Origin of the sequence: Deferribacter desulfuricans SSM1, assembly GCF_000010985.1 — a bacterium.
GTDB lineage: Bacteria > Chrysiogenota > Deferribacteres > Deferribacterales > Deferribacteraceae > Deferribacter > Deferribacter desulfuricans.
Genome location: NC_013939.1, coordinates 1,588,767 through 1,608,701, shown reverse-complemented (window position 1 = coordinate 1,608,701; position 19,935 = coordinate 1,588,767). Strand labels below are relative to the sequence as shown.

Sequence of the window (19,935 nt, the reverse complement as noted above, 5' to 3'; positions counted from 1 at the left end):
TCCCCCTCTTTTTTATGTTTAATAAAACCAATATTGGAGTTTGCTAATGCAGTTTGATTTAGAAGTGCGTAATGTGGTAAAAAAATTTGGTGATTTCAAGGCTGTAAAAGGTGTATCTTTTCAGGTAGAGCAGGGTAAATTTTTTTCTATTTTAGGCCCTTCAGGGTGTGGTAAAACAACTTTGCTTAGGATGATTGCAGGTTTTATTGAGCCAACAGAAGGGGAAATCTATATCCGAGGAAATCTGGTAAATGGAATTCCACCAAACAAAAGGCCTGTGAACCTCGTTTTTCAAAATCTTGCTCTTTTCCCAATGATGAATGTGGAAGAAAATATTGCATTTGGTTTAAAAAGAAGAAAAGTCCCAAATAGTGAGATTAAAAAAAGGGTAAAAGATATTTTGGAAAGAGTAGGTTTGCCTGGATTTGAGAAAAAATCTATAAATCAGTTATCTGGTGGTCAAAAACAGAGGATTGCAATTGCCAGGTGTCTTGTGCTTGAGCCTTCCGTTTTATTGTTGGATGAGCCTTTGGGTGCTCTTGATTTGAAACTTAGAGAGCAAATGAAAGTGGAGCTGAAAAAGCTTCAGACTGAAGTTGGAACAACTTTTGTTTATATAACCCATGATCAGTCCGAAGCACTAGTTATGTCTGATTACGTGGCTGTGATGAATGCTGGAAGGTTTGAGCAGGTAGATACTCCACAAAACTTGTATCATCATCCTCAGACATCATTTGTAGCAAGCTTTGTGGGTGATAACAACAGTTGGGATGCTGATTTATTATCACAAGAAGATAATTTTGCATTTGTTAAAACAAATGAAGGGTTTGAGTTTAAAGTAAAAATTTTGAATAAATTATCAAAAAAAGATTGTGAATTTTTTGTTAGGCCTGAAGCCTTCATTATAAAGCCAGATAAAAAGTTAGAAGGTTTAAACAGAGTTAATGTGAGAGTTAAAACTATCCTTTTTGATGGTGCAAACAGTAGGTTGTTAACGGTAATTGAAAATAGTGGTAAGGAGATAATTGTTGCTCTTCCTCAAAACAAACAATTTGATTACATTAGACCTGGTGATGTAATTGAGGTTGGTTGGTTTCCTGACAACTGTGTTGCTTTTGAAAAGAGGGATGACTAAATGAAACATGCTAGATTGGGTTTTTATATTTTTTTGATACCTGTTGTTTTATGGTTATTTTTATTGATAGTTATACCACATATAGATTTGCTTATTATGTCTTTAAAATCTGAAAATGATTTAGGTGAGCTTGTTTGGAGTCTACAAAACTATAAAAACTTTTTTGTAGAGCCTGTTTATTGGTTTACTTTTGTTAGGACTGCGGTTTATTCAATTATTGTTACAATAATTACAGCAATTATTGCTTTGCCTGTATCTTTTTATATCACTAAAGTTGTTAATCCTCGTTATAGTAATTTTTTGTCTATTTTATTGTTAATGCCTTTTTGGGTGAGCGAGTTAGTTAGAGTTTATGGTTGGATGATTTTGCTTAGAGAAAGTGGAGTGATAAATCACTTTTTATTAAAGCTTGGGATACTGGATAAACCTATAGAGTTTTTATACAATGATGTTTCTATGATTATGGTGCTTGTTTATACATCTATGCTGTTTATGGTTGTACCTTTGATATCAGTTATGGAGAGCCTTGATGATCATTTAATAGAAGCTGCATACGATTTAGGTGCATCCACTAAAGATATAGTTTTTAAAATTATTTTACCACATGCAAAACCAGGACTTACTTCGGGTTCCATTGTAGTTTTTATGCTTACACTTGGGAATTACTTAACACCTAATTTAATTGGTGGCAAAAACTCTCTCTGGTTTACAGAGCAGATATACACGCAATTTATTGCAAGTTTTAACTGGAATCAGGGTGCTGCATTTGGATTCTTGTTGTTACTGCTTTCTTCATTTATAATTTGGCTTGGGCTTAAAATAACTAAACAAAATTTAAGCAAGGTGGTACAATGATAAGGAGTCTTCCAAAGAGTAAAAAATATACAATCTCTTTTAAAATATATATTGCATTATTTTATATTTTTCTTTTTGCACCACTTGTAATAACTTGTATACTTGCCTTTAATAATTCAGATTTTCCAAGTCTGCCATGGAAAGGGTTTACACTTGATTGGTTTTTTGCAAATGATGGTCACAGAGTAGGGCTTTTCCATGATGTAAATAATTTAAGAAGTATTTGGGTTAGTATAAAGACTGCTTTTATTGTTTCAATACTATCTTTAATTGTGGGGACTATGGGGGCATTTTTATTTGAGCAGGAAGAGTTTAAATTTAAACAAGCACTATATTTTTTAACACTTGCGCCACTTGTAATCCCTGGAGTTATCCTTGGTATTTCAATACTTCTTGCAAGTAATAGTGTGGGACTGTTTTTGGAAGAAAAATTGGGGATTGAGGCTCCCATTTTTGCACCAGGATTTTGGCTTGTTGTGCTGGGACAGTTTTCATTTATTACAACATTTGTAGTTTTGGTTGTATCAGCAAGATTGAAAAAGTTTGATAGAACATTAGAAGAGGCTGCATTAAATCTTGGGGCTAATAGGTTTGAGGTGATATGGCATATAACTTTGAGATATTTAAAGCCTGCGTTAATTGGAGCTGGTTCTGTTGCATTTTTAATGAGTTTTGAAAACTTTAATACAACCTTATTTCTTGTAGGTTCTGAGCCAACACTTCCTATAAATCTTTATTTACAGGTAAGAGATGGTAGTACACCTGTAATAAATGCCATTTCATTTTTGATGATTGTATTTACTTCTACGTTGGCCCTGATCAACCTTTATTTTAGCAAAAAGAAAGATGATTAGGCGTTGAGGTGATTGATTATCCAGTCTGGTCTATTGGTGGATAAGGAAGTGACACCTAAGTTCATAAACTGCTTAGCAAGATGAGGGTTATCCACTGTCCATACGTTCCACATCCAGTTGTGCTTTTTTATTTCTTTGGCCATCCTAATACAATGCGTTAAGTCAGCTAAAGTGGAAATCCCGTCTAAATTTGCAGATTCTATTTTTTTGTAAACATCTTTGTACATTTTGGGGTGGTTTGGTACATTGTATCCGTATTCAACTATCCAAAGTACTTTGATATTTGGAAAGAGTTTTTTAAGGTTTTCAACGACTTCATAATTGAAACTAAAAAATATAAATCTATCGACTCTATTGTTATATTTATCTATCAACAAAGAGATAGCGTTTAGTATTTCTGTTCCACACTTTATTTCGATATATAAATCGAGATAGTCTGGGACAGAATCGATGATATTTTCTAAAAGAGGGATTTTTTCACCTTTATATTTTTGATCAAACCAGCTTCCCACATCAATTTTTTTCAAGGTGGAATATTTGCTTCTTTTTATTCTAAAGTTTTTGACGCCAGTTCGTCCTGTGGATTCATCATGTATAACCACAATTTGATTGTCTTTGGTGAGATGAACGTCCATTTCAAGACCATCAACACCAAACTGTACTGCAAGATTAAAAGCTGCTTTTGTATTTTCAGGAGCGTAAAATGAAGCACCTCTATGAGCTATAATTTTCATAGGAACCTCAGAATGCATTATTTAAAATTTCCAAAGAACTATTTCTTATACTTGTTTTTTCTTCAATACTCCAGCCAAAAAGCTCTGCAAATATATCACAAGTTTTATCTAAAGCATTTTTAGCTGACTTTACATCTGTTTCTGCGAGAGATATTCTTCTTGCTATAAAATCAAGAGGGAATTTGGCAAATTCGTGGTTAATTGCATAGTAAATTTCAGCTAATATTATTGGCTTATTTTCTAACAGTCTATCAGTCAGGTTATTTTGAATAGCATATTCATAGACATCTTTTGCATGTATACCATAATTTTTTAAAAGATGGTTTTTTATATCATTATCTAATTTACAAAACTGATAAAATTCTTTAATAAAGTTGTCGTTAAACCCTTCGCTACCATGATAAATTATGGATTCTGTAATACAGTCTTTTACATTATCAAATTGATTAACAGAAATCATTTTATTCACTGTGTCTTGAGCCATTTTTCTAAATGTAGTCCATTTACCACCAGTGATAGTTATTAAGCCAGAGTTTGAAACTTCGATATAATGGTCTCTTACTATTGAAGCTGTGGAGTTTGTTGATTTATGCTTTACAAGTGGTCTCAACCCTGACCATACCGATTTTATATCGTTTTTTGTAACCTTTAAGTCAAAATATCTGTTAATATGCTTTAAAAGATAATCGATTTCAGTTTCTTTAGGTTTTGGATATTCTGAAACTTCCGCTTCTTCATCAGTTGTGCCGATAAGACAAGCATCTTCCCAAGGTAAGACAAATAAAACTCTTCCATCATCAGTTTTTGGTATCAACAAACCTGTTTTTTCAGATGCAAACGATTTATCTATAACGATATGAATCCCTGAGGACACTTCCATAATTTCTTCACAGTCTGGGTTATCAATCTTTCTTATTAAATCGGTAAAAGGACCGGTTGCATTTATAACAGCTTTGCAATCAATTTCTATTTCTTCATTTTTTATTTTATCATGAACTATGACGCCAGTTATTTTACCATTTTTTTTAACGAAATATTTTAATTCGGTATAGTTTTTAATATGAGCACCAAATTTTTCAGCAGTTTTTAAAATAGAAATATTCATTCGCATATCGTTGAATTGCCCATCATAGTATAAAACGCAGCCTTTGAGCCCCTCTTTTTTTAGTGCAGGGAAATCTTTTATTGCATTTTTTTTGCCGATTAATCTACTCCTGCCTAAACTTTTATCTTTAGAAAGGAGATCATAGATTGTTAAGCCTGCAAAAACATATGGGATTTCATACCATTTGTACAATGGGGTTAACAAAGAAATTTTGTGACATAGGTGTGGAGCGTTTTTTATCAAGAGATATCTCTCTTTTAAACCATCTTTTACCAGGTGGTATTGCTCTTTATCAAAATGTTTAATTGCTGCTTCTAAGTATCTAACTCCACCGTGTAACAATTTTGTACTTCTGCTACTTGTACCAGAAGCAAAATCGTTTTTTTCTATCAAAAGTGTTTTAATACCTCTGGATGCAGCATCTAATACTACACCAGCTCCTGTTGCACCACCACCAATTATTATAAGATCGTAATATTTATCTATTTTAGTCATATTTAAATCTTAATATATTTTGAGATGAATTTAAAGAGGATTATTTTGGTGGGGATTTTTAAAATTGAGTATTATTTAAAAAGAAAGGAGGTGGGTAAAGGGATACTTTACCCACCTTTTATTGTCTACTTATTTTTCTACTTCGATTTTTACAGTTTTCTCTTTTTCTTCTTCAGCTTTTGGAAGTTCTATTTCTAAAACACCATTTTTAAATTTAGCTTTTACTTTATCTGTTTGAACCCTTTTTGGAATTTGGATTTCTCTTAAAAATGTTCCAAATACTCTTTCCTTTCTGAAATAGTTTTTGTCTTTTTCTTCTTTTTCCTCTTTTCTTTCACCTTTAATTGTTAAAATGTTGTTGGTTAAGCTTACTTCAATATCTTTTTCAGTCATTCCTGGAAGATCTGCTTTCACAATAAATGCATCTTTAGTTTCTGCAATGTCTATATCTGGTGCAAATGCAACTGTATCATCTAACGCTTTAGGTGCTCTAAAGAAGTCATCAAACAATTTGTTAATTTCTTCTTGAAAAGTTAATAGTTCTCTAAAAGGATTTGCTACAGCAGGTTTGTTGCCTCTGAATCTTTCCAACATAACCCACCTCCTTTTACTATTTTTTATTTCCATAAATTAAAATAAATCTGAGTCAATTTATGTCAAGTATTTTTTGTTGGGTGGACTCACTTTTATTGTGAATAGCATTGCTGTTTTAAAGCATTGTTTTTAATTGTCGTAGATTATAATGGTTATAATTTAAAAAATAAAATCTAGTTATAAATAAAAAAATATCAACAAACACAAATTAGAACAATGTGATAATATTTGTGTATAAAAATATATGTAATGACAATATATTGTAGCATATTGCATACTGTATACAATATACAGTATGCAATAGGGTAAAATATTGGTTTTGTTTGTAGTGATTAAATATTGACAAAGATAAAACAATGTATTAAATATAACAGTGTGGGGGTGAGTTGATGAATATATTTATAAGAACAATGAAAGGAGGTGGTAGCAGAAAAGTAGGAAGCACGAGTTTTACTGTTTTTAGTTTTTGTCTTTTTAAAAATTTTTTTGAGAGGTGTTTTTATGATGGATAAGGAGAAGTTGGAAGCCTATTGGAAGAAGAATTTATCAGTTATCAGAAATATTCTGATAATTTGGTTTGTTGTGTCTTATCTTTTTGGTATTCTTTTTTATGATGCTTTAAATGCAATTAAAATTGGTGGTTATGGTCTCGGTTTCTGGTTTGCTAATCAGGGTTCTGAAGTTATATTTGTGATTCTCATTTTCGTTTATACCAGCATAATGAATAAAGTCGATCGTGAATTCGACGTGCATGAAGATTAGGGAGGATGGTTATGGGTTTACAAACTACTATTTATATAATTGTTGGTCTTACATTTGCACTTTATATAGGTATCGCTATTTGGTCAAGAGCTGGTAGTACTAAAGAGTTTTATGTAGCTGGCGGTGGTGTACATCCAGTTTTAAATGGTATGGCTACTGCAGCTGACTGGATGTCTGCAGCATCTTTCATATCTATGGCTGGTCTTATTGCATTTATGGGTTATGGTGGTTCACTCTTCCTTATGGGGTGGACTGGTGGTTACGTTTTACTTGCTACATTGCTTGCACCATATTTGAGAAAGTTTGGAAAATATACAGTACCTGACTTTTTCAAAACACGTTACTATTCAAATGGTGCAGCAGTTGTTGCTGTTTTATGTCTTTTGATCGCTTCTATTACATATATTATTGGTCAGATGACTGGTGTTGGTGTTGCATTTTCAAGATTTTTGCAAGTTGACAAAACTACTGGTGTAATCGTTGGTATGGCAATAGTTTTTACATATGCGGTTTTTGGCGGTATGAAAGGTATTACTTATACTCAGGTTGCTCAGTACTGTGTATTAATTATTGCTTATGTTATCCCTGCTATTTTCATATCAATGCATTTAACTGGTAATCCAATACCACAGCTTGGTCTTGGTTCACATTTTACCGGTAGTGATATGTACTTGTTGGATAAATTGGATCAAGTTGTTACAGAGCTTGGTTTTGCTAAATATTCAACAAGTGTGAGAATCAGTAAGCTAAATATGTTTGTTTATACACTATCTCTGATGATTGGTACTGCTGGTTTGCCACACGTTATTATGCGTTTCTTTACAGTGCCAAAAGTTAGGGATGCTCGTGCATCAGCTGGTTGGGCACTTCTTTTCATTGCTATTCTTTATACAACAGCTCCTGCTGTTGGTGCTATGGCAAGACTTAATCTTCATACTACTCTAAACAAAGCATTATTAACTGGTGGAGATGTTTTTGCACCTGAGAATAACATTAAATATGAAGATAGACCTGGCTGGTTTAAGCGTTGGGAAGTAACTGGACTTCTTAAGTTTACAGATAAAAATGGCGATGGCCGTATTCAGTACTATAATGATAAGAATAAAGCATTCCAGGCAAAAGCTGAAGCTGCTGGTTGGAAAGGTAATGAATTAGTAGTTAACCGAGATATTATGGTTCTTGCTAACCCTGAAATTGCAAAGCTTCCTAACTGGGTAATCGGTTTGGTTGCTGCAGGGGGTCTTGCTGCTGCATTATCAACCGCTGCTGGTTTATTGCTTGCAATTTCATCAGCTATTTCTCACGACTTGTTGAAAAATTTCCTTATGCCAGACTTGAGTGAAAAAGGTGAATTGATGGCTGGTAGGATAGCTATGGCATGTTCAATTATCGTTGCTGGTTATCTTGGTTTGAACCCACCTGACTTCGCTGCTGGTACAGTTGCTATAGCATTTGGTCTTGCTGCAAGTTCATTATTCCCAGCTATTATGATGGGTATATTCAGTAAAACTATGAATAGACAGGGTGCTATCGCTGGTATGCTTGCTGGTATTATATTTACAATGTTCTACGTGTTTGGTTATAAAGGACTTTTCTTTATAAAAGGTACAGCTTATTTCCCAAAACCTGTCAATGGTTATTGGTTCTTAGGTATTGAGCCAAACGCTATCGGAGCAATCGGTGCGTTACTTAACTTTATAGTTGCTTTCATCGTTAAGAATATGACAGCTCCTGTTCCTGAAGATATCGCTGAAATGGTTGAAAATGTACGTTATCCAAAAGGTGCTGGTGAGGCAGCTGCTGGACATTAATAATATCTGATAAGCTCCCTCTTTTAGAGGGGGCTTTTCTTTAGAAAATTGTTTTCTTAACAAACACAAAATATATGTTATAATAATAAAAGGGGTGTTTAATGGAGCTGCAAATAGATGTTTTTACCGTTATGACATGGATTTTATTTTTGGGGCTTTACCCAATGGCTTATTTTTGGCTAAGAAGAGCATATAGAATTTTTATAAAAAAAGATTATTCTGATGTTGCATTAAAAAGAGGGGAACCACCAAAAAATCCTGCAAAATGGGCCCCATATGTTGGTGGATTAAATCTTATAGCTGGACTTGCAGCTGCTTGGGCAATATTAGGAGTTGTAGTTTTTGCGTATCCTTATGAAGTTTGGACAGAAATTGCTGGTTTAACAATCTGGTTTAAAATTATAGGAGATTTTATTATTAAAACTCAAGCTCATCCCATTGTGCCTAAAAAGAAAAGAGCAGCTTAATTAAGTTTTATTATGTATGATGCTGTAAAAAAATTAAGAAGTGTAAAACCTTTTGATAACCTTCCAGATGATGTTTTCGAGCTAATAGAAAAACACTCTAAAGTTAAAATATATCAGCCTGGTACAATTGTTTTTTCTCAGTATGACGAACCTACTGGTTATCTCTATTTTATTTCAAGAGGTGAAGTGGAAATCATTACAGAAACGGATGAAGGTGTTGAGATAACAGTAGATAGAAGGTATGAAGGCGATTTCTTTGGCTGGACGCCAATTTTTAGTGATAGCGGTTATACAGCAGGTGCAAGAACAGCTGATGAAGTAGAAGCACTTTTAATACCAAAAGAAATTATATTAAAAATATCAGGTAAATTTCCAGAAGTTGCAAGATATTTTAGTAAGTCTGTTTTTTCAAGGATAAAAAAACTATACCAAGAAGTTGTAAAAACCCAAGTATTAGATCCTATTGCTCAGGTTGAGGCGTATCCATTTCAAAAGAAAGTTAGTGAAATAATGTCTTCACCTGTGGAAACGTGCAAACCTGAAGCTACTGTGTCAGAAATTGCGAGAGTAATGACGTTAAAAGGGATAGGTTCTGTATTGGTATGTGATGGTGTTGGTAAGTTGTTAGGTATAATTACTGAAAGAGATTTGGTGACTAAAGTATTAGCTAGAGAAATTGGTGTTTGTTTAAGAGATACTAAAGCTAAAGATGTTATGACTCCTAACCCATTTGTTATATCTCCTGATTCTTATATGTATGAGGCTGCAGCATTTATGATTTCTCATGGTATAAGACACTTGCCTGTGGTAGAAAATGGCAAAATCCTTGGAATTGTAACGGTCAGAGATTTACTACGATTTAGAAGTCAAAAAACTGTTTTGCTGGTTGGTAGGGCTAAAGAGGCTAAGACTCTTGATGAGTTGAAACAGATTAAAAAAGAATTGATTTTTGTGGCAAAAGTTTTGTTAATGGAAAATAGGTCTCAGTTAGAGACCATGGAAATATTATCATATATTCATCATATAATTATTCAAAGATGTTTTGAACTTGTAAAAAGGGAGATGGAAATAAACGGATACAACTTTCCCGATGTAAAGTTTGCTTTTTTGATAATGGGTAGTGGTGGAAGAAGAGAGATGCTGCTCGGTCCAGATCAGGATAATGGGATGATTTTTGAAGATTATCCTGATGAGAAGGATGAAGAAGTTAAGAAATATATGTCGATATTTTCTCACAAATTAGTAGATGCTTTGGAATATGTAGGATATCCTAAATGTCACGGTAATGTTATGGTTACAAATCCATTGTGGGTTGGAAGATATAGTGAATGGGAGAAAAGAGTAAGTAAATGGATTGAAGTGCCAGAACCTCAATGGGTTAGGTATTCTACGATATTTTTTGATTTTGTCCCTTTGATAGGTGATGGCGATTTATGTAATAGATTAAGGGATTTTATTTTCAAAGAGGTAAAAGAGAATGCAATATTTTTATATCAATTAATGGAAGTAGATTATAAGCATAAAGTTCCTTTAGGTGTTTTGGGTAGATTTATTACCTCTAATGAACCTGATAAAAAAGGTAAATTGTCTGTCAAAGAGAATGGAAGTATTTTTATAGTGGACTGTATAAGGATGTATGCACTTGAGCACAGTATTCATAATACAAACACTATGGAAAGGATGGAGAAGCTTTTAGAAAAAGGTGTTTTTAACAGTGTAACCGTTGAAAACTTGAAAGCAGCTTTGGAGTTTTTTACTTATTTAAGGTTGAAAAATGAAGTAGAGCTTATTGAAAAAGGGCAAGGGCCAAGTCATTATTTAGACCCTTACTCTTTAAGTAAAGATGAGCAGGAAGCATTAAAGGAAGCTTTTAGAGTTACAGATAAATTTCAAGATTCAGCAAGAAGACATTTTGCAAGAATTGTTGGTTTATAACTTGAGGATATTACATAATAGTCTAATTTTGGAACTATCTTGAATTTGAGATTGCTTCGTCGCTAAAACTCCTCGCAATGACCATAAAATGCCATTATTGCTAGCGTGAGCAAAATAATCTAGGGACTTGAATAACTATTACTGTACAATATACTCTGTTTGGGAGATAACTTCACTTCGTTCGCAATGACTATAACTTTTTTATTCTAAATAGAATACTTTATCTTTTAAAAGAATTTTTTTATCCCCATTTTCATTAATACCATAAACAGTAGGATTTAAAACGAGGTAGTCTTCGTGAAATGGTGCTTGGTTTTTTCCACCAAAAGCGTGATTGTCGCCAAAAGCAATATGCACCGTTCCATAAATTTTTTCTGATTCTAAAATATTATCTAACATTTTTGCATATTTGTTTGTACCTATACCAAGCTCTGCAACAAATTTATTGTTAGGGTGTTCAGAAATTTTTGATTTTAACTCATTGGAATACTCTTCGTTGCCTTCAATATCTACTAAAACCCCATTTTTAATGATTAGCTTCAAAGGAGATTTTAGTTTTCTTGTTGGTGCATATTCTATTACCAGTACACCATAACTTTCACCTTCCACTGGTGCAACAAAAGCTTCACCAGCTGGTAGATTTCCAAAAGAACCAGGCTTATTTAATTTCCCAGTATCAGGAATCAATTTCCTTTCCCCTCTTACAATTACTAAATCAGTACCATTTTCACTTACAATATGAAATTTAGTAAATTGTGAGGCATAATTTGCTAATTTTGTAGTAAAATCTGCCAATTCATCAATATTTGCTTTCATTGAACTGTTAAACATCTCTGGGTCAAATAGAGGCATACTTGCATATCTTCCTTTCCCGTACTGAGTAAACAGTTTCCTAAAAAATGTATGGCTCGTGGAATAGTTTGTTAATGCCATAATAGCTTGATACTTTGGAGGATTTATTTTGATAAAATTTTCAATATTCTGTTTTTCATCTTCATTTAGTTGTTTATTTAAGATCTTTGTAGTTAAAGATTCTTTATTTAGAAATTCTATGAAGTTTTCACCAAAGACATTTTCCCATACTTTTAACTCCGGTTCTTTACCATGACCTAAGGTGGAATTGTATTCTAAAAGTATGGTATTGTTATGCAAATTTTTTATTTCGTTATAAAGTTTTTTCGTAAATTCATTTAAATTTTTCCATCTGATTTTATCTTTTTCATTTACATCTGATTTTTCTGAATATTTTTCAGATAAAATCAGAAACTTCTCATTATATTTTAATTCAAATATATTTTTTACTATATTAAGAGTATGTTCTTTCATTAGTCCCTCCAGCCATATTTATCCCAGTTTACGGGGATTTCTACTTTTAAATCTTTTAAGTTGCAATATATTTTCTTATGTTTTATTCCATATTCAAAAATAGATTTAGTGATGTCAACATCTTTTTTACAGTATTCAATGATTTTATCGATTTTTCCTTCTTTAAACCATTTAATGGATTGCAGTCCATTTGCTGATTTTTTTGTATTTAAAGTTGAAGATGCAATGTTGTCCAGTGAAAACCTTCTACCTGTGATATTTTTTATTTCAGTTAAAATATCCAAAATGTAGGTTTCTTTAAAGTCAAATTTTATATAAGGGGTCAAAACTTTTAAATCAAAATTTATAATATTAAAACCGATAATTACCTTTGATTTATCAAGTAAACTTTTAAAGTCTGATATGTTTTTTTCATCATAAATAAAATATTTATTGTTTTTGTATGAATAGGCAACGAGTATTGCTATACCCATTTTATGTGCATTTTTCCAACCACCAACATCATCCGCTGAATATTTAGTTTCAATATCAAAAATAATTACATCATCTTTAATAATATTTTTTTGCCTATTCTTTTTATAAGGGACCTCTTTGTTTAAAAGAAAATTTAACAACTCTATTGCTCCGTTTTTATCAAGTGGGTAATTGCCTGAGCCACATTTTGGGGAATAGATACAAGCTGGACAACCATTTTCACAGTTACAGTTTTTTATATTATCTAGAGTCAAATTCAAAAGTGTGTCAATATTGTTAAATATCCTGTTAGCAATACCTATCCCACCTGGGTAACCATCATAAACGAAGATTGATGTTTTATTTGTTTGTGGATGTTCAGGATATGAAATACCCCCTATGTCATTTCTATCGCACAGTATTTTTAAAGGAATCATTGCTATTAAGCCATGCTCTAACGCGTGAATAGAGCCCATCAGGTTTGTTTCTGAATTATAATTAAACTCTATAACTATACCTTTTGTTTCAAAGTATATGGGATTTTCTTCTAACTCCACTTTACCCAGTTTTACACCAGTATTCTCTTCTATTTTTTCATACCCTTTTAGTTGCTCTTTAACTTTTAATCTGACAAATTTACATGTGTATTTTTCATAATTTTTAGTAGAGTATGTTTCTAAAATATCTGTCTCTTTTTCAATCAATGCTCTCGTGTAATAGTTTGGTTTTGCAGGATAAACTTTGATTTCTCTTTTATCGTGATCAATATCATCTACAATAAATGTTTCTCCTCTGTGTAAATAAATTGCTCCTTTATAGTTTTCTGTATAGGCTTTTTTTGCTGAGTTTGTTCCGATAATTTTGTTATTAAAAGTAATTGTATACGTATGACCGGAGTTTCTTAAATCAACTTCTTTATGTGGAAACTTTTTCAATGTTATTAAACTGTTTTTATCTTCAACATAAAACAGTTCGCTGTTTTCTACCATTGAAGAGATGAGTTTTTTATTTGAAAAGTAGTAATTTTCTTGAACTGATATAGGTTTTTCATATGCAGCACAGAATATATGCTGTTTATTAATGAGCTCATTCTCTTTATCAATGATTGCGTCTTCAAAACTGGAGTTAAAAAGTTTTTCAGGGTATTTTACAAAATATTGATCAAGAGCATCATTAGTGGGTATTAAAATTATTAAACTGTCATTTCCGTGTCTCCCACTTCTTCCAGCCCTTTGCCATAGGCTCATCAATGAACCAGGATAACCCACTAAAATTGTAGCGTCGATTCCTCCTATGTCTATCCCCAGTTCAAAAGCACTTGTTGAGATTACAGCTTTTAAATTACCGTCTCTGAAATTCTTTTCGATTTCTCTTCTTTCTTCTGGGAGAAAACCAGCTCTGTATGAAGACACACTATCTTTTTTGATATTTTTATTATTAATGAGACTTTTATAGATTGATTCTGTTTGCATTCTTGATTTTGTAAAACAAAGAGTTTTTATTCCAGATTCAATTAATGTTTTAATTAAGTATGTTGCAATATTAGCAGGTGGGATATCCTCTGGGTTGATTAGTAAAAAGTACTTTTTTGCAGTAGGAGCTCCACTTTCTGTAATGTGATTAAAATTTATATTTAGAAGGTCATTTGTAAATTCGAGAGGGTTACCAACAGTTGCTGAAGATGCAATGACTTGGACATCAGGTATAAATCTCTTTAATCTGTCAAAGATGTTTTTGAAATGTGCGCCAAAAACTCCTCGATAAACATGAAGCTCATCTATCACGATATATTTTAGGTTAGAGATAAAATTATACCACTCATCCATTTTAGGCAACAGATAGTAATGAACAATATCAATATTGGTAATAATTATATCTGGTTCCGAAGATAAGATTCTCCTGCGTTTAACTTTACTGGTATCACCATCTAAAATTTGTACGTTGAGTTTAAAATCAGGAATGAATTTTGCAATCTCAAGTAATTTTTCTTTTTGGTCATACCCTAATGCTTTCATTGGGAAAAGATAAAGTGCTTTGGCTCTATTTTCTAAAATATCTTCTAAAATAGGTAAATTATAGCATAATGTTTTGCCTGAAGCAGTTGGGGTTGTGATAAGTATATTTTCACCATTTTTTAAGAGACGGTACGCTTTAGCTTGATGTAAATATAGATTTTCAATTCCATTTTTGTTTAGTGCATCTTTTATCGTTTGGTTTTGTATTATATCAATGGATTTATATTTAGCTTTATTTTCACCAATTTCTCTTTCAAAGACTATATACTGCCCAATCTTCCCTTTTTTTAGATAAGGGATAAGGTATTTTATCATAATACCTGAATAAAAAGCCCTTTCAGATAATTTGTTTCTGACATTTTTGGATTTATGGGATGGTCAAACCCTTGAGATAATGGTGATAGAATTTTAAATTTTTTACCAGCAGATCTTGCTGCAGCATTTATAATCCATATAAATTTTTCAAAATCTATATGCTGAGAACAGCTACATGTAAAGATAAAACCGCCCTTTTTAATAGATTTAAAGGCCCATTTGTTTAAGTTGATATAACCTTTGATAGCTTCATTGATTTTTTTCTTAGATTTAACATAAGCTGGTGGATCTATAACTAAGACATCAGGTTTCTCTTTTTCTTGTGATAAATTTTTTAAAAAATCTATTACATCCATTTTTATGAAGTCTGTTTGTGCAGAAAATTTGTTTAGGGATACATTTTGTTTTGCACATTCCAGAACATATGAGGAGCAATCGACAAAATCAACTTTTTTAGCTCCATGTTTTAAGGCGTTAAGCCCCCATCCACCTATATACGAAAAAGCATCAACAACATAACTATCTTTTGAGACGAAAGATATTTTCTTTTTATTTTCTCTTTGATCAAAGTAATAACCAGTTTTTTGACCTTTGAGTATATTAACATACATTTTTATGTCATTTTCTTCTAAAATAATATCTCCGTTGAAATCTTTGTTTAAAGATTCAACTTTTAAAGGGAGTGTTTCAAGTAGTCTCATTTTATTATCATTTTTCAATACGATATTTATGTTATTACCAAATAAATTGTACAAGGTATTTATTATTAAATCCTTATTTTTTTCAGCCCAATATGTATTTAGTTGTATGGAAAATATATCATTGTACCTGTCAATTATAATTCCTGGTAAAAAATCACCTTCACTATACAGTAGACGATAAAACGGCTTGTGGTACAATTTTTCTCTGAGAGCCAACGCAGATTTTATCCTATTTTCTATGAAACTTTCATCAATATTAATATCTTTTCTACTCAAGATTCTAACTGAAATTAAAGAATGTGGATTTATGTATCCTATACCGATAAATTCTTTTGAGCTATTAAAGATACGTACAACTTCTCCTGGAGAATAATTGCCTATATCTTCTATTTCATTTGAAAATATCCATAAATAACCGTTTTGAGCTCGTTTATCGCAAGATTTTTTTAAATAAAGGTTTTTCATATGAATATTTAAACAATATTTGATATTTATGTCAAACTAATTTTATGATTATTAAAATAAGTAGCTCAAAATTTGTTAAAAAGGGGTACTCTCTCTTTAATGATTTGAGAATATTGAGGTTTGATACATTATAGCTACTCAAAATACAAGAATGTTTTGCTACGCTCGCAATGACCAATTTCCGGGTCATTGCGAGGAGCAAAAGCTAAGAAGATAATATTAACAAGTTTAACTTCTGTGCAGCAAACTTTATTTGTTTAATAGTTTTCAACAAAAAGTTCAAAGTGCTCTTGTGGATGTGTACATGCTGGGCAAGTTGCAGGTGCTTCAAAACCCTCAAAAATGTAACCACAGTTTCTACATTTCCAATATACCTTGGTATCTCTTTTAAAAACTTTATTTTTTTCAACATTTTCAGCTAGTTTTAAAAATCTTTTTTCATGCCATTTTTCCACTTCAGCTATCGTTCTAAACTGATGAGCTATTTCAGGGAAACCTTCTTCTTCAGCGATTTCAGCAAATTCTGGGTAAAGTACCACAAATTCTTCATGCTCTCCTGCAGCAGCTGCTAATAAATTCTGATATGTGTTGCCTAGTTGAGCAGGGTATGATGCTTTAATGTCAACCATCAGTGGTTCGCTAAGATTAAGGTTTTCAATAACATGTTTATAAAACCTCTTACCATGTTCTCTTTCATTGTCAGCAGTTTCGATGAAAAGTGCTTCTATTTGGCGATACCCTTCTTTTCTAGCAACTGATGCATAAAAGGTATATCTGTTTCGTGCTTGAGATTCCCCTGCAAAAGATTTCATTAAGTTTTCTAGTGTTTTTGTTCCTTCTAAACTTTTTTTAGTCATTTTTTCCTCCTTGTTTTATTCATTTAATTATAGCAGATTGTAAGATTAGAGTATAGTAAAAAAATATTTTTGTCAAATAAAAATATTAATTAATAAAAATTATTGATAAAAATTTATTGTTGAAATTGTTTTCATAATGTTTAATATAGCTATATGAAAAAACAGAAAGAATATATTTTAGAAGTTTTGAAAAAGAATGATTTAAAGGCCACTCCGCAAAGGGTAAAGATTTTAGAGATATTGATTGATAGTGGGCATACAACAATTGATGAAATTTATGATGAAATAAAAAAAGAACTACCAAGTATTTCATTGGCCACTGTTTATAGCAATATAAATCTTTTATTGAAAAATAATATAATAAAAACTGTTAAACTTTCTGGAAGTAAAATATTGTATGAGTTTAATGAAACTGACCATATACATTTGGTATGTGAAATATGTAACTCAATAAAAGATATCGAAATCGATGAAAATGATATAATAAATTTTTTTGAAAAAGCTATTGGGATAAAACCAAAAAAATTTGAAACAACACTGTATTACATATGTGAAAAGTGCCAATAAAGTTGTAATATTAATATTATTGTGTTAAAAAGAGTTTATGTTAAAAAAACTGTTTGTTTTTTACTTTTTTCTGACGGCAGTTACTTCATTATTCTATAATGATTATTTTAGAGTAAATGATGGTGTTTATATCCACGGTCTCGTAGGTATCTTAGGTTTTGCTATCACAGGATATTTAGCAGTTGTAGTTAATAAAAGAAATTTCCCTTCCGTTTTCGATGTACTAGATAAAATTTATTTTTATCTTTCTTTGGTTTTGATGATTTCTATTTTTTTGAAAAATACTATTTTGATTACAATTATTTCATTTATATTTTTGATATTTACTATACCATTGATGCTGAGATACAATTCACCTTATGCAGGTCTAGAAAGATTTTTTGTTAAAAGCTCTTTTATGATTTTGTTTTTAGATTGGATTTATTTTATTTATTCACTAAACTTTGAAAAATTTTTTATTATGCAAACGAAATTTTCATATAATTATCTGTCGTTTTCTTTTCCATTGTCATTAATACTTTTTTCTGAGTTTATAAAATACTTAAAAGTAAAAAAGACAGAAGTTATATTTTCTGTTTTGGTTCTTGTGGGTGGTGTTTTACTACTGTTTTTTGGCATGTTATTGAAATCAAAATTTGTGGAAATATTTAGTGCATCAATACTATTATGTTTAATTGTGTATTATTTTATAAAGTCAGGTTATATAAATGAAAAATATCTTTTTTTTAATTTTATGGGGTTATTGCTTACTGGTATTTTTGGTTTTTGGTATTTACTAACTGTATTTAAAAGTGGTGGTGACAGAGTAATATTACTATTACATGCTCATTTTGCTCATTATGCATGGGCGTCTTTTGGATTATTTTTTCTCTTTGTTAAGGATAAAAAGATAAGATTTCTTACAATATTGTTTTTACTGCTCTCATTAATAATAATTTCTGTATATTTCGTATTGGAGAAAAGAATATTTTTATATGTTTCATTTATATTTTTCTTGTTTTCTGGTATAATGTATTTAGCATTCCAGTATAAAAGGGGCAAAATTGGATATTAAAAAACTTTTAGAGATTACTTCTTTACTTGTAAGCAAAAAGAATTTTAATGAATTAATTGATGAAATGCTTAATTTGATTAGAGAAGTGGTTAATGCTGATGCAGGTAGTGTGTATTTATATGATGAAGATAAAGATGAGTTGATTTTTAAATATACTCAAAATGATACCATAAATGTGGCTTTTAATGAGTTCGCGATCCCTGTGGATGAAAATAGTATTGCGGGATACTGTGCTTTGAAAAAAGAGATTTTTAAAATTGATGATGTTTACATGCTTGATGAAAAATACCCTTTTAGATTTAATAAAGATTTTGATAAAATTTCTGGTTATAGAACTAAAAGTATGTTGTTAGTACCAATTTTTGATGCAAAAAATAATTTGATCTCTGTTTTGCAGCTTATAAACAAGAAGCAAACCCCTTTTGGTAAAAAAGTAGGTGATTTTGAAAGTGATGTTATTGCGTTTAATGAAAGTGATTTGGAAATTATACATTCATTAAGTGGTATTATTGGAGTAGCTTTAGAAAATAGTCTTTTGTACGAAAGTATTGAAAACATGTTTGAAGGTTTTATAAGAGCCAGTATACAGGCTGTTGAATCAAGGGACCCTATTACAAAGGGTCATACTGAGAGGGTATACCGAATTACTTGGAAAATTGCTGAGGAAATGGATAAGGATGACACACTCTTTCCCGATTTTAAAATGAGCGATGTTGACTGGAAATTATTAAAATATGCCACACTTTTACACGATTTCGGAAAAATTGGGGTGAGAGAAGCTGTTTTAATGAAACCTAAAAAGTTGTATAATGATCAATTTGAAAAATTATTATACAAAGCTAAACTATATGCATGTTTAAACAATCTAACACAATCAGAGTACAGCGATTTAATCGAAGATATTAGTAAATCTAATGAGCCTTCACTATTGGAAGATGATTTATCTGAAAAGATAGAAAAATATTATAGATTAAAGTTTAAAGATTGTTATGGAGAAGAATATCAATTAATTGATGATGTAGAATTTAAACAACTTTCTGTGAAAAAGGGTACCCTGACTGATGAAGAGCGCAGAGAGATTGAGTCTCATGTATTACATACTTATGAATATTTAACTAAAATTCCATGGACAAAAGAGTTGAAAGATGTACCTAAAATTGCTTGTTTACATCACGAAAAGTTGGACGGCACTGGTTACCCTTTTGGTCTTAAATCTGATGAAATACATATATTTGGAAAAATAATGGCAATTGCTGATATTTATGATGCATTGACTGCTAAAGATAGACCGTATAAAAAAGCAGTTCCTATTGACATTGCCTTGAAAATTATTAAAGAAGAAGCGGATAAAGGTAAGCTTGATAAAAAAATTACCAATTTTTTTATAGATAAAAAAATATACAATATGGTATAATATAATTAACTGATTTAATCG

Annotated in this window: 18 protein-coding genes; 11 read left to right on the top strand and 7 right to left on the bottom strand. The window is 31.3% G+C overall.

All coding sequences use genetic code 11. From position 1 onward, the window contains the following. Window positions 1-46 precede the first annotated feature (46 nt). From DEFDS_RS07945 to DEFDS_RS07935, 3 genes are read left to right on the top strand one after another with little or no spacing between them, the layout of a single operon-like run. Complete coding sequence (locus tag DEFDS_RS07945) at window positions 47-1,135, top strand: ABC transporter ATP-binding protein (protein WP_013008286.1); 1,089 nt, start codon at window positions 47-49, stop codon at window positions 1,133-1,135. Then, on the top strand, window positions 1,136-1,990 hold the full coding sequence (locus tag DEFDS_RS07940) for an ABC transporter permease (RefSeq protein WP_013008285.1): 855 nt from the start codon (window positions 1,136-1,138) through the stop codon (window positions 1,988-1,990). Beyond that, entirely contained in the window at window positions 1,987-2,844 is an 858-nt protein-coding gene (locus DEFDS_RS07935; protein ID WP_013008284.1) for an ABC transporter permease, read from the top strand. Before DEFDS_RS07940 ends, DEFDS_RS07935 begins: the two co-directional genes overlap by 4 nt. Here DEFDS_RS07935 and DEFDS_RS07930 read toward each other — a convergent pair. The 3 genes from DEFDS_RS07930 to DEFDS_RS07920 form a co-directional block, all read right to left on the bottom strand. Further along, a complete protein-coding gene (locus DEFDS_RS07930; RefSeq protein ID WP_041223688.1) occupies window positions 2,841-3,578 on the bottom strand; it encodes a glycerophosphodiester phosphodiesterase in 738 nt (245 codons plus the stop codon). The genes DEFDS_RS07935 and DEFDS_RS07930 overlap by 4 nt on opposite strands. Window positions 3,579-3,585: 7 nt before the next feature. After that, on the bottom strand, window positions 3,586-5,178 hold the full coding sequence (locus DEFDS_RS07925) for a glycerol-3-phosphate dehydrogenase/oxidase (RefSeq protein WP_013008282.1): 1,593 nt from the start codon (window positions 5,176-5,178) through the stop codon (window positions 3,586-3,588). 129 nt (window positions 5,179-5,307) lie between these two features. After that, window positions 5,308-5,772, bottom strand: a complete 465-nt coding sequence (locus DEFDS_RS07920; protein ID WP_013008281.1) for an Hsp20/alpha crystallin family protein — start codon at window positions 5,770-5,772, stop codon at window positions 5,308-5,310. Between the two features lie 389 nt (window positions 5,773-6,161). On the opposite strand from DEFDS_RS07920, the gene DEFDS_RS13335 reads away from it, so the two are divergent. The 5 genes from DEFDS_RS13335 to DEFDS_RS07900 all read left to right on the top strand — a co-directional run bounded on the left by DEFDS_RS13335 (window position 6,162) and on the right by DEFDS_RS07900 (window position 10,747). Further along, on the top strand, window positions 6,162-6,284 hold the full coding sequence (locus tag DEFDS_RS13335; protein WP_269446352.1) for a hypothetical protein: 123 nt from the start codon (window positions 6,162-6,164) through the stop codon (window positions 6,282-6,284). Beyond that, window positions 6,277-6,534 carry a DUF4212 domain-containing protein gene (locus tag DEFDS_RS07915; RefSeq protein ID WP_041223945.1) on the top strand — a complete coding sequence of 86 codons (258 nt, stop codon included), beginning with the start codon at window positions 6,277-6,279 and terminating at the stop codon, window positions 6,532-6,534. Before DEFDS_RS13335 ends, DEFDS_RS07915 begins: the two co-directional genes overlap by 8 nt. An 11-nt stretch (window positions 6,535-6,545) precedes the next feature. Continuing rightward, entirely contained in the window at window positions 6,546-8,345 is a 1,800-nt protein-coding gene (locus tag DEFDS_RS07910; RefSeq protein ID WP_041223687.1) for a sodium:solute symporter family protein, read from the top strand. Window positions 8,346-8,446: 101 nt separating this feature from the next. Continuing rightward, window positions 8,447-8,812 carry a hypothetical protein gene (locus DEFDS_RS07905; protein ID WP_013008278.1) on the top strand — a complete coding sequence of 122 codons (366 nt, stop codon included), beginning with the start codon at window positions 8,447-8,449 and terminating at the stop codon, window positions 8,810-8,812. A gap of 12 nt (window positions 8,813-8,824) precedes the next feature. Beyond that, a complete protein-coding gene (locus DEFDS_RS07900) occupies window positions 8,825-10,747 on the top strand; it encodes a putative nucleotidyltransferase substrate binding domain-containing protein (RefSeq protein WP_013008277.1) in 1,923 nt (640 codons plus the stop codon). Window positions 10,748-10,948: 201 nt separating this feature from the next. Here DEFDS_RS07900 and DEFDS_RS07895 read toward each other — a convergent pair whose 3' ends face one another. The 4 genes from DEFDS_RS07895 to rbr all read right to left on the bottom strand — a co-directional run bounded on the left by DEFDS_RS07895 (window position 10,949) and on the right by rbr (window position 16,879). Beyond that, a complete protein-coding gene (locus DEFDS_RS07895; protein ID WP_013008276.1) occupies window positions 10,949-12,073 on the bottom strand; it encodes an aminopeptidase in 1,125 nt (374 codons plus the stop codon). Then, on the bottom strand, window positions 12,073-14,856 hold the full coding sequence (locus tag DEFDS_RS07890; protein ID WP_013008275.1) for a DEAD/DEAH box helicase: 2,784 nt from the start codon (window positions 14,854-14,856) through the stop codon (window positions 12,073-12,075). The genes DEFDS_RS07895 and DEFDS_RS07890 overlap by 1 nt, the downstream gene beginning before the upstream one ends. Continuing rightward, the gene (locus DEFDS_RS07885) at window positions 14,853-16,022 is read right to left on the bottom strand and encodes a class I SAM-dependent rRNA methyltransferase (protein WP_013008274.1); all 1,170 of its coding nucleotides are present in this window, start codon (window positions 16,020-16,022) and stop codon (window positions 14,853-14,855) included. Before DEFDS_RS07885 ends, DEFDS_RS07890 begins: the two co-directional genes overlap by 4 nt. A 257-nt stretch (window positions 16,023-16,279) precedes the next feature. Then, a complete protein-coding gene (gene rbr, locus DEFDS_RS07880; RefSeq protein WP_013008273.1) occupies window positions 16,280-16,879 on the bottom strand; it encodes a rubrerythrin in 600 nt (199 codons plus the stop codon). Window positions 16,880-17,032: 153 nt separating this feature from the next. On the opposite strand from rbr, the gene DEFDS_RS07875 reads away from it, so the two are divergent. The 3 genes from DEFDS_RS07875 to DEFDS_RS07865 are packed head-to-tail and all read left to right on the top strand — an operon-like array spanning window position 17,033 to window position 19,914. Then, complete coding sequence (locus DEFDS_RS07875; protein WP_013008272.1) at window positions 17,033-17,446, top strand: Fur family transcriptional regulator; 414 nt, start codon at window positions 17,033-17,035, stop codon at window positions 17,444-17,446. 37 nt (window positions 17,447-17,483) lie between these two features. Continuing rightward, window positions 17,484-18,500: a hypothetical protein gene (locus DEFDS_RS07870; RefSeq protein WP_013008271.1), complete on the top strand. Its 1,017-nt coding sequence runs from the start codon at window positions 17,484-17,486 to the stop codon at window positions 18,498-18,500. Then, complete coding sequence (locus DEFDS_RS07865; protein ID WP_013008270.1) at window positions 18,490-19,914, top strand: HD family phosphohydrolase; 1,425 nt, start codon at window positions 18,490-18,492, stop codon at window positions 19,912-19,914. The genes DEFDS_RS07870 and DEFDS_RS07865 overlap by 11 nt, the downstream gene beginning before the upstream one ends. Window positions 19,915-19,935: the final 21 nt, after the last annotated feature.